General features: G+C 32.9%; 22 protein-coding genes. All 22 read left to right on the top strand.

Going from position 1 to position 13170, the window contains the following annotated elements:
• The first annotated feature begins 380 nt into the window (after positions 1-380).
• Entirely contained in the window at positions 381-2723 is a 2343-nt protein-coding gene (locus NST63_RS24510; RefSeq protein WP_341043974.1) for a phage/plasmid primase, P4 family, read from the top strand.
• Between the two features lie 292 nt (positions 2724-3015).
• Complete coding sequence (locus tag NST63_RS24505; protein ID WP_341043972.1) at positions 3016-3246, top strand: hypothetical protein; 231 nt, start codon at positions 3016-3018, stop codon at positions 3244-3246.
• On the top strand, positions 3234-3662 hold the full coding sequence (locus tag NST63_RS24500) for a hypothetical protein (RefSeq protein ID WP_341043971.1): 429 nt from the start codon (positions 3234-3236) through the stop codon (positions 3660-3662). The genes NST63_RS24505 and NST63_RS24500 overlap by 13 nt, the downstream gene beginning before the upstream one ends.
• A gap of 3 nt (positions 3663-3665) precedes the next feature.
• Positions 3666-4082: a YopX family protein gene (locus tag NST63_RS24495; protein ID WP_341043970.1), complete on the top strand. Its 417-nt coding sequence runs from the start codon at positions 3666-3668 to the stop codon at positions 4080-4082.
• Complete coding sequence (locus NST63_RS24490) at positions 4079-4618, top strand: ERCC4 domain-containing protein (RefSeq protein ID WP_341043969.1); 540 nt, start codon at positions 4079-4081, stop codon at positions 4616-4618. Before NST63_RS24495 ends, NST63_RS24490 begins: the two co-directional genes overlap by 4 nt.
• Positions 4619-4671: 53 nt before the next feature.
• On the top strand, positions 4672-4986 hold the full coding sequence (locus tag NST63_RS24485) for a hypothetical protein (RefSeq protein ID WP_341043968.1): 315 nt from the start codon (positions 4672-4674) through the stop codon (positions 4984-4986).
• Entirely contained in the window at positions 4983-5642 is a 660-nt protein-coding gene (locus NST63_RS24480; RefSeq protein WP_341043967.1) for a dUTP diphosphatase, read from the top strand. The genes NST63_RS24485 and NST63_RS24480 overlap by 4 nt, the downstream gene beginning before the upstream one ends.
• Complete coding sequence (locus tag NST63_RS27850) at positions 5605-5823, top strand: NrdR family transcriptional regulator (protein ID WP_445663900.1); 219 nt, start codon at positions 5605-5607, stop codon at positions 5821-5823. Before NST63_RS24480 ends, NST63_RS27850 begins: the two co-directional genes overlap by 38 nt.
• A 25-nt stretch (positions 5824-5848) precedes the next feature.
• Entirely contained in the window at positions 5849-6025 is a 177-nt protein-coding gene (locus NST63_RS24475; protein ID WP_341043966.1) for a hypothetical protein, read from the top strand.
• Between the two features lie 349 nt (positions 6026-6374).
• Positions 6375-6812, top strand: a complete 438-nt coding sequence (locus tag NST63_RS24470) for a hypothetical protein (RefSeq protein WP_341043965.1) — start codon at positions 6375-6377, stop codon at positions 6810-6812.
• A gap of 51 nt (positions 6813-6863) precedes the next feature.
• The gene (locus tag NST63_RS24465; RefSeq protein WP_180212426.1) at positions 6864-7310 is read left to right on the top strand and encodes an ArpU family phage packaging/lysis transcriptional regulator; all 447 of its coding nucleotides are present in this window, start codon (positions 6864-6866) and stop codon (positions 7308-7310) included.
• A 178-nt stretch (positions 7311-7488) separates the two neighbouring features.
• Positions 7489-7926 carry a hypothetical protein gene (locus tag NST63_RS24460; protein ID WP_180212427.1) on the top strand — a complete coding sequence of 146 codons (438 nt, stop codon included), beginning with the start codon at positions 7489-7491 and terminating at the stop codon, positions 7924-7926.
• 44 nt (positions 7927-7970) lie between these two features.
• Positions 7971-8414 carry a hypothetical protein gene (locus NST63_RS24455; RefSeq protein ID WP_180212428.1) on the top strand — a complete coding sequence of 148 codons (444 nt, stop codon included), beginning with the start codon at positions 7971-7973 and terminating at the stop codon, positions 8412-8414.
• A gap of 409 nt (positions 8415-8823) precedes the next feature.
• Positions 8824-9009: a hypothetical protein gene (locus NST63_RS24450; protein ID WP_251345421.1), complete on the top strand. Its 186-nt coding sequence runs from the start codon at positions 8824-8826 to the stop codon at positions 9007-9009.
• A gap of 68 nt (positions 9010-9077) precedes the next feature.
• On the top strand, positions 9078-9536 hold the full coding sequence (locus tag NST63_RS24445) for a DUF3219 family protein (protein WP_251345420.1): 459 nt from the start codon (positions 9078-9080) through the stop codon (positions 9534-9536).
• 212 nt (positions 9537-9748) lie between these two features.
• Positions 9749-9910, top strand: coding sequence for a hypothetical protein (locus tag NST63_RS24440; RefSeq protein ID WP_251345419.1), 162 nt, complete (start codon positions 9749-9751; stop codon positions 9908-9910).
• 145 nt (positions 9911-10055) lie between these two features.
• On the top strand, positions 10056-10964 hold the full coding sequence (locus tag NST63_RS24435; RefSeq protein WP_251345418.1) for a DUF6731 family protein: 909 nt from the start codon (positions 10056-10058) through the stop codon (positions 10962-10964).
• Between the two features lie 12 nt (positions 10965-10976).
• The gene (locus NST63_RS24430; RefSeq protein ID WP_251345417.1) at positions 10977-11474 is read left to right on the top strand and encodes a hypothetical protein; all 498 of its coding nucleotides are present in this window, start codon (positions 10977-10979) and stop codon (positions 11472-11474) included.
• Between the two features lie 538 nt (positions 11475-12012).
• Positions 12013-12240 (top strand): helix-turn-helix domain-containing protein, encoded by a 228-nt coding sequence (locus tag NST63_RS24425; RefSeq protein WP_251345416.1) that lies wholly within the window; start codon positions 12013-12015, stop codon positions 12238-12240.
• Positions 12241-12292: 52 nt separating this feature from the next.
• A complete protein-coding gene (locus NST63_RS24420) occupies positions 12293-12481 on the top strand; it encodes a hypothetical protein (RefSeq protein WP_251345415.1) in 189 nt (62 codons plus the stop codon).
• Positions 12478-12735 carry a hypothetical protein gene (locus tag NST63_RS24415; protein WP_251345414.1) on the top strand — a complete coding sequence of 86 codons (258 nt, stop codon included), beginning with the start codon at positions 12478-12480 and terminating at the stop codon, positions 12733-12735. The genes NST63_RS24420 and NST63_RS24415 overlap by 4 nt, the downstream gene beginning before the upstream one ends.
• Positions 12736-12742: 7 nt before the next feature.
• Entirely contained in the window at positions 12743-13090 is a 348-nt protein-coding gene (locus NST63_RS24410) for an HNH endonuclease (protein ID WP_341043963.1), read from the top strand.
• The last annotated feature ends 80 nt before the right edge of the window (positions 13091-13170 follow it).

The raw sequence follows: 13170 nt of genomic DNA, 5'->3' as shown, positions 1-13170 counted from the left end.
ATAGAACTAAAGAAATCTTGACTAAATTAAATATAAAAAAAGAAGCCTTTTAAGACTCCTTTGTTTTAGTTCGTTTGTACTTTACTATGTCGTAAATTGCTCTAAGGGTAAGCAAGAGTATGCACAAAACAATAACCCAAACGTCCACAATACGAGAAAGACGAATTTGTAAAATAATAAGAATTGCATAGGTTACTAGGCTGAAAATTAAATTTGCAAATTCTGATTTGAACATTAATATCACCGGCTTTTGTTTATTTACTAAAGTAATACGTTCCAAAAATAAATAAGTTCCACTCGAGGTAAATTTTAGCAGAAATGCGAAGAATGAAATGTAGCTTTACAAATACTAAGTGAACTAATAAAAAATGGAGGGCAAAATGAAGGAAAATCCATACAATTTCAACGAAATCCCTGCCGAACTAAAAGCCCTTCCTCAATGGATTTTGTGGAAATCGGAAAAGCGAAATGGTAAGCCAACAAAGGTTCCTTATCAAGCAAATGGAGAAATGGCACAAGCAAATAATAGACGCACCTGGAGCACTTTTGCTACTGCGGTTAAATTTTATTTACAAGGCGATTATGACGGCATCGGATTTGTGTTTAGCCGGCAAGATAATTACATCGGGATCGACATTGATAAGTGCGTTACAGACGAAAAGCCTAATACATTTGCAACGGAAATTATCGACATGCTTGATAGTTATACGGAGTTTTCACCGTCTGGTAAAGGCATCCACATCATTGTTAAAGGAAATCTTCCACAAGGAGTTATTGGAACAGGTCGTAAAAACACAAAGCATGGTTTAGAACTATATTCATATGGTCGATATTTTACCTTTACTGGAAATAAGGAAAACTCAAACGACATATACGAACGCTCGGATGAATTAGCAGAGGTATTTGAACAATATTTCGATGATAGCGACATTCAAGGACGTATTAACCTAGCTGAATTTGAAAAAGATGAAATAAAAATTTCTAATGACGCTCTTTGGGAAAGAATATTTCGTTCTAAAAACGGTGATGAAATTCGCTCATTGTATAACGGTCATTTAATCAATGGAGATCATTCAGCAAGTGACCTTGCCTTATGTAACCATCTAGCATTCTGGACAGGTAATTCTGCAACACGAATGGATGCAATGTTCCGAGAAAGTGGACTTATGCGTGATAAATGGGATGTTATCCATTTCAGAGATACAAATGAAACCTATGGTGAAAGAACAATAGCAACTGCTATTTCTTCAACTTCCACAACTATATTGGATAACAAGGAGCAATTCACTGAATTCTCTTTTGACTTCCTCAAAGGTGATGCTGCAGAAGTTGTGGAGGAAAAGCCTAAAAAGAAATTTCGTTTAACTGAGCTTGGAAATGCTGAACGAATTGCTTATGAATATGGCCATGTTATCAAGTATGTATCGGACATGGGTTGGCTAATATGGGACGGCAAACGGTGGAAAATTGACACGAAAAAAGAAATCGAAAGAATCACAGCAAAGGTCCTTCGAAGTCTCTATAAGTCAGAGGATGAAGCAGAAACTAAATGGGCGAGAATGTGTGAGAGAAGAAACATACGTATGAATAGCATTAAGGACCTCATGCCATTAGTTCCAGGAGAACGTGAGGACTTTGATAGACATAAATATTTGTTCAACGTGGAGAATGGCATTGTTGATTTAAAAACAGGTAAGCTGCAGCAACATGATAGAGATCTTAACCTAACTAAAATCACAAATGTTGAATTTGATGAAAACGCAAAATGTCCAATATGGTCAAATTTCTTAGAACAAATATTCAAAGGCGATAAGGAATTAATCGATTATATGCAAAGGCTTGTTGGTTACTCACTAACAGGGGATATTTCAGAGCAATCGATGTATTTCTTAGTCGGTGGTGGATCAAACGGAAAATCGACTTTTATAAATACAATTAAAAAATTAATGGGCGATTATGGAGCACAAACAAAATCAGATACGTTCATTAAGAAAAAAGATACTGGAGCAAATAACGATATTGCTAGATTGGTAAATTCGAGATTTGTTTCTGCAGTGGAATCAGAAGAAGGGGAAAAATTACAGGAATCACTTGTTAAGACGATTACAGGTGGTGAACCTATTTTAGCTCGATTCTTAAGACAAGAGTACTTTGAATTTATTCCAGAATTTAAAGTGTTCTTTACGACAAATCATAAGCCGATTATTGGTGGTGTAGATGATGGTATTTGGAGACGTGTAAAAATCATTCCATTTACTTTAAATCTAAAACCACATGAGCGTGATAAAAAGCTTGAAGAAAAGCTATCACTCGAAATGCCTGGAATCTTGAATTGGGCAATTGAAGGATGTTTGAAGTGGCAGAAGGATGGATTAAAAGAGCCGAAAGTTGTTGTGGACGCAACAGGAAATTACAAAGAAGAAATGGATATATTAGCTCCATTCTTAAGTGAAGTTTGCTACATCGATGAGCCGAAAAATGAATCTATCAGAATCGAAGCTAAAGAATTGTACAACGTATACGACAATTGGTGTTACAAGTCGGGTGAACGTACTTTAGGGAATAGATCGTTTTATCGAATGTTGGAAACGAAAGGTTTCGGAAAAATGAAGGGAGCAGGTAATAAAACATTTCTTACAGGAATTACCTTAAAGGAACGTAAACCAGTTACTAAAGGAGTTACTGAAAACGAGCAGAACGGCTTTTTTAAACTAGTTCAATAACTTAAAACACGTTCAGTAACTTTTTATGGTTTATCAAAAACCCAACAGTATCAAGGGTTTAAGTTAACTTTTATAGTTATTTAGTTACTTTTGTTATTGGGATTTTATATAAGTAAAAAAACAAATAAATATATAAGTATATTAGGAGTGGTAATACCTAAATACCAGTAACTTAAATAACGAAAACTCGCAACCCGTTGGGGCTCTAGGGTTGAAGTGAGTTACTGAACAAATATTTCAGTAACTCGTTCGATAATTTCGCTTGATTCAGTAACTGAATAGGAGTGATTTTATGTTTGAAGAATTCATTGATGAAAATTTAATAAAAACTGAATCTTTCATAAAAATACATTCAAAAGAAGTTTACGAGAGATTTTTATTATTTTGCAAACACAATGGTTTCGTTATGAATATCAGTAACAGAAGCTTTTATTCCCAACTAGAAATGTTAGGAATCGTTAAGGGAGAACACGGAGATAGAAAATATTATTGGGGATGGTACTTAAAAAAATGCAAGTATTAATGATACTCAGCCAAATTTGGAAATCAGGTGCAGATATCTATATCGATAAAGAAGATGATCGGATTGCGATAAAAAATCAAAATTTAATTCCTAAGCCAGTAATGGAATCAGCAGAACATAATTTTCAAAAAATCGATGAATGGTTTAAGTCTTGGAAAAGTGCAAATGGAGAGAAACTCACACTTAGGAAAATGGTTCATCATATGTGCGGATGGCAGCACAATGAGCACATAGAAAAATGGTTTTGTGAAGAAAATGATTCTCTAATTCTATTTGATGATTGGATGGTAGTACTTGCTAAGAACGGTTGGAATGATATTTACGAAGATTATCGTCAATTTGAGAATGATGAATCAAATAAAATGGCTCACGAATTATATGTACGTGCTGTTAATTTTGCAAAGAAGGGAGTATGAGAAATGAGGGAAATTAAATTTCGTGGTTATGCAGTAGAAGAAATGGTGAATAGCCAATGGGTTGAAGGTTTCGGTGTTTATGAGATAAAGCTTGCGGAACATTATGTTAAAGAAGTAGGACGTGATTCCGATTGGGTTTTATACACCTATAGTGGGGATTATCGAGTTGATCCTAAATCAATAGGACAATACACAGGCCTTAAAGACAAAAACGGTAAGGAGATATATGAAGGGGATATTGTTCGAAATGGCAGGGGCACTTTACTAAAAGTTTTCTTTGATAATGGCTGTTTTGTAACTGAAGGAATTGATGCTTTATCTGGTGATCCAGTTTTTAGAAGTTTAGTTACTTTTGCAAATTGGTCGGAAGTTATCGGTAACATTTACGAAAACCCTTCTTTATTGGAGGAATCTGAATGATTCATTTTCATTACACAGATGCAGAATTAAATAAAATACTCAAAACACTCACGATTGTGATAGATACTCGAGAAAATGTAAATGGACACATTCTAAATTATTTACGTCAAAAAGATATACCAATAAAAATTCAAAAATTAGATACCGGTGATTATGGTTGTATGATCCCTAAAAATGAAGAATTAGGAATAGCAAGGGATATCTATTTGGATAGTCGAGTTGAACGAAAAGCACACATGGATGAAATAACAGGTAACTTACAAAAAGATACGGCAACGGCATTTGAAAATGAATTAATCCGTGCAAAGGACATTCCATTTACTTTGATTGTGGAAGATCTCAACGGTTATGAAAAAATGCTCAAGGGTGAGTATCGTTCTAAGTACAATCCATTAGCATTGCTTGGAAGGTTAAATACATTCAAAGCAAAATACAATTTTGAAATTGTGTATTTAGACCAAAAATATAGTGGCAACTGGATATACCATCATTTTTATTACCAGGCTAAACATTATCTAAAAACAGGGATTTTTTAATAAAAACATCATGAATCTACATAAAAGCAAAAACAAATTGAAAGGTTGATTTTATGGAACAAACATTATTGGATTTATCAAAGCATGCTGTTTCTGATAAATCATTAGAAATATTAAAAGAAGTCATGTATCAGCAAGATGATTTCGGAGTTAAAAAATATGGTGTAGCTTTAGATCATTCCCATAAATACGATTGGTTGAAAATGCTACAAGAAGAGTTAGCAGATGGTTTGAAATATCTTCAATGTGAAATGGAACGAAAAGAATATGTTATCAGTCTATTAAAAGTTGGTTTACGATCTGATGAACCAAAGACATTCATAGAGGTTGCTCTTGAATTATTAACTATGGAGGGGACAGGTAAATGAATCTATCAAATTTATTTGAAATACAGAGAACATTGGATTATCACATCATGGACGAGCATCCAGAAATAAGAGATCAAAATAATTTAGATTGGAAAATACTCGCTTTACAAGTTGAGATAGGCGAATGTGCTAATGAATGGCGAGGTTTTAAGAAGTGGAGTAAGGACAAGGAGCCACGAACATTTATAAGAATCAATTGTCCTGATTGTTTAGAAAAAGGATTTACCCCATACAATAGACCTGCACAAAGTGAATATTATTGCAAAACTTGTGCCGGATATTTAACTATCGATACTAACCCACTCCTTGAAGAATATGTGGACGGATTACATTTTGTTTTAAGTATTGGACTTGAAAATTATAGTTGGTATAACGAATTATTGCCAGTAAATCAAGGTTTAAGAAAAACAGATCCAATAAAATATGAAAATACTATTAAGCAATTTAACTATCTATTTGAAACTCTAGGATATTTTATGGATTGCTGCCTTGATCATGAGATTGGAACGACTTCAGAGGTTGAAGAACAGTATGAAAATATCGTCAGAATGTATTTAGGTCTAGGTGAAATGCTTGGTTTTTCTTGGGAACAAATTGAACAAGCCTACATGGAGAAGAATGCAATTAATCATCAAAGACAAAACGAGGGATATTGATATGAAATGTCCATCTTGTGGAGGGAAAACCAAAGTTAGTTACTCTAGGCCAGTAGGGAACATGGTTCAAAGATGGAGACATTGTTTAACATGTGATACTCGATTTGTTACGTATGAACAGTTTACTTATGTATATAAAGAGCCTACAGATAATAGTTTAAAGAAACATTTTAGCAATTAAGTTTGATAGAAAGGAGGAAATATTATTGCCGAAGATTCCAAATATAAAAATCCCTTTGTTATCAGATTTATGTCATTACTGTATGGGATCAGGAAAACTTAAAGCTATGCAAAACGCAAAATTACTTAACTTAAATAAATCGATAAGAGTACAAGATACAGAAGTGGAATGTTCCCATTGCAATGGTACTGGAAGACACTAATTACAAATGTCAAAATTACGAAGATTAAGCCAAAACATACTAGCAATTAAGCTTGGAAAAAGGGTAAAGCATTAATGGAATGAACAAATAATTTATTTCTTATCATTCTTTTTAATACTGGTTTTGATTGCTGCAGCTATTATTATCAAAAAGATTATCCCAATCCAGGTTGCAACATTTATAAGAAAATCCATTGTATAAACACATCCTTAAGTTATTTATTAGAATATAACAACATTTGGAAATAGAATCAAACCTACGTTTAGAAATAGGATTTTATCAGCAAATATTGTTTTAGGAACAAATTGATAGATCAGTTTAACAAATTCACTTAAAAGGAGCCAATCAAATGACAACAGTAAAATTAAACGTATTATTCAAGAAAATGCAAAAGGATGATAAGAAAGAGGTATTAATGTTCCATGTTGTAAGTGATGAATTACCGCACGCTGACGAGCTTTTAAAGATGCCGGGAACAATTACTCTCCTAACTGTGGAAGAAAGCCAGGTCGAAGCGCTAGGGGCTGAATTCGTATCCATCCAAAGGGATAATAAGAAAACAGTTCTTAAATTCAATGTTAAACGTGATCCAGACGGGAAAGTAAACCAATTATATCCGTTTGCAGGTGGGAATGTTTCTCTTATTCTACAACCTTCTCAAATGAGTATTGAAGAGTTCTATGAGGAACCTCATGAAGGTGTGAAATATACAGTTGATAATGGTGGACAAGTTGATGTTCCCGAAGGTCAACTAAGTATTGATGATGAAGAGACAGTGACACATTAATAAATTACCCTGAGCTAGTCTCAGGGTGTTCCTTAGAAATGGGGGAATAAAATGGGGTTTGAATTACCAGAGTTAGATAGAAAAGCGACACAAGCAAAAGTTGAAGAATACCTAGAGAGGTACCGTTTATTTAAGTATTTAACTTACGAAGAAAGAGAAGCATCAACAACATCTCATATGGATGATATTGGGGGTGGGAGAAGTAATCTTACGGGTGATCAGACAGGATCAATTGCTATTTATAATGTCGATGAGCAACAATATCGTAAAAACTTTTGTGAACGCATGGAAAGAGCTGTTAGAAGATTACCTAAAATGGAACGTTTTTTGATTGAAGAGCGTTATATGGTTGAGGATAGTGAATATATAACTGATTATAAAGTTTATTGTTTTAAATTTCAGCCTGCTATTAGTGCAGTAACCTATGACAAAATAAGATGGAAAGCTTTTTATAAATTAGCTTTAAATTTAAATATTGCAATATTAAAGATTCAATAGTTAGTTAACTTTAAATAAACATTAAGAAAGCATAAGCTTTCTTTTTTTTTTTTTTTTTTGAATAGTACATAATTACCATTTTTGAAAATTTTTACTTTTATACTTATTTTTCGGGGATTAATTTGATATTATTCCCTTTAAAGGATGGAAAATACAAAAAATGAAAGGGTGGATTAAAATGAAAAAGGTTACAAGATTTTTTGGAGTTTTAATTGCATTACTTTTAATTTCAACGAATTTTTTTATCCAGAAGGAAGCTAATGCCTCACCTATTGTCTGCGGTATAAGAGGTGCGGATCCTTCAATCGGTATTCATAATGTAGTAGATGATGTATCTATACAATGTTCTGGAACGCAAACTTGGGGAGCAATTAGATCAACAGCAAAGTTCACAAATTCCACAGGGAGAGTAAATAATTATGATAATACTGGTGGTTATAGTAGGGCACTTGAACATTTTAACCAAATGCCAGGTAAAACAGAAGTAAAATCAAATGGTACTAAAACAAAAACTTCTGAAGGTAAAACGGTTGCTCTTTATCGAAGTACTACTACAGATCAGTGGTCTCTTAGTTATCCAAATGGATCAATGACTGACAAAATAAGATATTATTAATAAAATTTTAGTAGACTAATTTTATCTGGAAAGTAGTTGATTGAATGGATCAAAGAAAATTACATGTATGGCAACCAGTTAAAAATTTAGTAAAAGGAAATATTACTGAAGCCAACTTTAATTTTTCTGATGAAAATGGATTGTGTATAAGATTAATTGATATTAAAGGGAATTCAGTAGACATCATTTACGATAAAGTTTCTAATATACAGGATTATGTATGGTCATTTCGCTATGCTGGGGAGATTCCAAGAAGTGACTTAACTCCAGCTGTACAGGAAGCATACAAACGAGCGTCAAATATAGATAAAACTGCTGCTTGCTTTTTTAAGATGACTAATTCAGACCTCATAGAATGGTTTGATCAATTAGGATGGTTGGGGAGTAATGAAATTCCAAATGTAGAACATCATTTATATATATATAATGATGGTGTTTTTGAAGTTATTAGTGATTATGAACCAAAGTTTGTTATTAATAAAAAATAAATAATTGTTTTATGCAAACCACTAGTACAGTGGTTTTTTTTTGTTATACTATCCAAATTCATATGTTTGAATAATAAAAACTATAGAAAAAACTTAATAAAAAAATAAAAAAATAATTTAAAAATAAAATGTGTTGTTTTGTTTTTAAGGTGTTAAATTTATATCATAGATAATTTATCAAAGGGGCCAGCAATCGTTGGTTCCTTTTTCTTTTACTCCATTCCTGGTTACAATCTGAGTTGCCATGACCACATTGTAACTTTGCTACCTTTCAGCGTGGTGATCCTAGCCACTAAGGAATGGATCAGGACGGTTTGCCATTCACCGAAGTAAGGAATGGCTTTAATATTTATTTGAAGGATTTTCCTGTTTTTTATCGAAGTATGTAGGTAAAAAGGAGGAGATGTAATTGAAAAGATATTCTGTATATGTTCTATTCAAAAATGGTCAAGACATGCAGTTTGAGACAGACACGAATGTGAAAATGGCTCAACCAGTGAAGATCAATGGAGGAAGGTTCATAATTACAGAAAATAAAAATCTTATCAATGTAGATTACATCAAGGAATTAGATATGGTAGAACTAAGGAAATGATATGTGACTATTGTAGCAGGAATATACCTTCTTTTGTCGAATTGAGTAGATGAAAGGAGGAGGTTGAAGTGAAAGTAGAAATTAACAATGTGGTGTTTAATGCTTCAGTAGATGTATTAGATATAGATAACAAGAATGTAAAAGTTGAGTTCCAAACCATCGGAAGTAATGAATACCATCTCTATTCTGGTCTATTAAGTAGCAACTCATTAAATGTTGTTATTGATGAGTTAGGGTTAGATTTCAAAGCAAGAGTCCGTAATTACAGTAGATCATATCAAGATAAGTTAGAAGAAAATACTCTTGCTAAATTCTCATTTGAGTTATTTGAAGAGAAGGAAGAAGAGTGGAATACTTTGGCTGGTGTTGGAATTACTGCTATGAAAAACTGGACCAGAACAAGGGCGATATCCGAATTATTGATAGAAAAGGGATATTTCAGCAACGATGAATATAAGTCTAAGTTAAAAGAAGTGACCAGTAGAGATAGTGAAGAAATGTTAAGATATATCAAAACAGGTAAATAACTGATAAATATTTAAGACATCCATTCGGGTGTCTTTTTAATTCTATGCGGTGGCGGAAAAGGTAGACGCAAAAGATGTGCCAAGTGACGCGTCAGTTATAGCTGATAACCACAGGTATGTAGGGTGCAAATCCTTACCCGCATTTTATTTTGTAGAAGGAATTAATACTATATTGTCGAATAGAGTAAGTAAGTGAAAAGGAGGTATGTAATATGTTTGATCCAGGTGTAATCGGAAATAATCCAAAACAAAAAGACCCAGGAGGTGGCGGCCGTTTGTGTGATCCAGGCGGAGGTGGTTTTGCTTCTAAAGATCCTGGTGGCGGTGGTAGACCTACTGGAATTTCCAAAGATCCGGGTGGAACAGGTTATTAATAAGCACTCACTTTTTAAGTGGGTGTTTTTCTTTGCAACTTTTTCATCCAAATCCCTTGATTTTGTCAACTGAATAGATGATAAAAAAATAATTAAAGGAAATTATTTCTTTTTGTCGAATAATAGGCAAAAAGGGGGAGATAGAATGGCAAAGAGAGTAAGATTTGACTACTTTAAGGTTTATGCTAGAAGCTTTAACGAAGAAGATAATGTAATGGAAGAAGGACTTTGTAATATTAGTGAAATTATTAGTCAATCAAGAGAAATAGAGGTAACCCGTAGAGTTTTTAGTGTAGGTGATGATCAAGCGAGACTACAAAATATTACGTATAATAATAATAAATGGGAAATGCATTTTTTAAGAATAAGAAAAGATAATTTCCCATTGAGAACACATGATAATGGTGATTTCGGATTTTTTGATGATCTTACCGATGAAGAAGGATTTGGCGAAGAAGTTTCTGCGTTATATGATCCAGAAAATATGACTATAATGATTAGAAGGAATTCACATAGTTTATCACCTTCTTCTATTTCAGATTTTTTTACTACATTGATTAACAGACCTGGGTTTACTGTTTTCTTTAAACCATTAGTTCATCCAAGAGCGATTGAGTTATTACGTAGAGAGCATTTAATAAGAGGAGCAGAAGTAGCAATAGCTGATGTTAAAAATGCTTCGCAAAGAACTAAGAGATCACTTGGAAATGTTATTCGATCAACAGAGGAAATGGATGAATCTGTTAATATAATTTTTAAAATTGGATTAGAACCAAAAGGATCCAAAAAATCAAGCAGAATTCCGATATATGAGGAATTAGAAGCTTTTGCTAATGATGAAAAGGTAAAAAAAGTTGAGGTTAGAATGAAACCAGACGAGGATTCAAAGGTTGAGACTGTCGATTTAATAAAAAATCGTTTATTTGATTATCATTTGTTTTCAGATGAGGATATAAATATAGAATCAAGGAATATTCTTCACGAAACTGTAATCAGCAGAATGCATCAACTATATAGAGTAAGATTGAATGACATAAATAACATTTATGAATAGGGAGTTTAACAAATGAGAAAATGGGAATTGAGTTACCCTTATATCTTTGCGTTATTAATGTTCATTGTAGTATTTTATTTTAAATGGGACTTAAAGGATGTCAATAATCTTCCGGCGATACTAAGTTCAGCTGTAACAATAAGTTCAATAATTATTGCATTTTTGGCTACAATGATTTCTATTCTCATTTCTTTAGGTAATTCTACTGTAATGAAAAGAATAAATAACAATGATTCAGAGGGATTACTAATTGGTTATAATAAAACTTCTATAATTTCAGGGTTTTTATTAGCTATTTATTCGATGATTTTAAATGTTTTTATAGGTTTAGATGGGCTGATATCAAATATTCTGTTGGCGGCTTTGGTAGCGTTAATAGTCCATTTTACATTATCATCATACAGAATTGTAAATCTGGTATCCTCAATATTAACCCAAGTATTAAAAGAAAATAAGACTGAAGATAAGAAAAAGAAAGTCTTTACTCCGAGCATTAGTGAAAGTGAATGAAATAAAGTCATATTAACTATTAAACAAGCATCCAATATGGGTGCTTTTTATTTACAAAAAAACCAATAATTTCACATAAAATCATTTACATATGTAAATGGTCGTGTTATAATTAATATATAGAAGGGAGGGAGAAACAAGTGGCTAAAACAGCGATCATACTAGGAATAATACTTACATCTCTAACCATCATCGAAAAAATCCTAGTTATAAAAGAAAAAATAAAAAGCCCAAAACCTAAACGCCGTCGAAAGCGAAAATGATTTTGAGCGAGGGAGAGAAGCCCTAACTTCTCTTCCTTAATAAAATTATAACAAGAAGCCACTTGTTTTACAATATTATGAAAAAGGTTAGAACGTCAAACAGTATTACAGTTCTTTTGATTTTAGCGTATATTGTATTTTTTCAAGAAAAAGTCCCTAACGGAACATTAAAAACAATCTTTAGTATTGTCCTCATTATTTTGATGATACTAATGATAATTGAAACATCTTTATCATTGTATGAACGTTTTCGGGATAGAGGAGAGTGATAAATAATGGATGACAAACAATCGTTTCACTTTAAAAGTGTGGAAGAACTCAAAGCTTTCCTTCAGGAACAAGTAGTCAACACAAAGCAAGCTGCGGAAATATTAGGTTGTACAAGGCAAAATATAAAAAGAATTGTGGACAATGGGAAATTAGTACCCATAAAAGAAATGGAAAAGGATAGATTGTTTTTAAAAGCTGATGTTCTAAAAAGAATAGAAAATAAAAATAGTTAAAGCATCCAAATTGTTGGGTGCTTTTTATTTTGTCTAAAAGAGGGTGAACTAAATGAAACTTGCTGATCATTTAAACCATAAACAAAGAAAGCAGTTGGAGAAAATGGGGAAGAGAAATAAACCTCCATCTAAGAAGAAGCGTAAAGGGAAAATGAAGGAAGAAAAGATTAATTGGCATGACATCATGGGAACTAATCGTGACACGTTTAAAAGAATAGGAGGAAGGGTGAGAAGGAAGTGAGTTTATTTAAATTATTTCAATCAAAAAGGTCTAATATTCCTGAATTAGATCCACTAAGCATCACCTGCTACCCATCATCTAACATACAATTAGAAATCTTTACCCATTTATTAGATGCAGATGGATCTAGACAAATGCAGAAGTATATTGAAAAATTCCCAGAAACACATGGTGATATAGTAAATACACAAGTAATAAACAAAGGGAATCACGCTTACGTCTATGTGTGGTATTTACCAAGTAAGAAATGGTGAATAAGTAATGCCTGAATATAAATCACGTGATCAAAAGCGAAAGTTCTACGATGGGAAGGAATGGAAACATAAGCGTAAAGAGATTAAGGCGAGAGACAACTATGAATGCCAGGAATGTAAACGACAAGGGAAAGTATCCATAGATACAAATGAATACAGTAAACGTGCTAAGCGTAAGAAGATTCAATTGGTTGTGGATCACATCAAAGAGTTAGAGGAATATCCAGAGCTTGCGTTAGAGGATGATAACCTGGAGACACTTTGTGTTAACTGTCATAACAAAAAGCATGGAAGGTATTTTAGAAATGGTTTTATCCGCAAGGAAAATAAATGGGCGCATGATGAAAAATGGTAGTACCCCCCGGGTCAAAAGGTTTTGCAAAAATGCTCATTAGGGGCACCGGTAAGGGGGACTCAACTCTCTGAAAATAATTA

It is taken from the genome of Heyndrickxia sp. FSL W8-0496 (genome assembly GCF_038007825.1).
Taxonomy (GTDB): domain Bacteria; phylum Bacillota; class Bacilli; order Bacillales; family Bacillaceae_C; genus Heyndrickxia; species Heyndrickxia oleronia.
The sequence above is the reverse complement of the archived record's forward strand: the minus strand, read 5'-3'. Positions and strand labels throughout refer to the sequence as shown.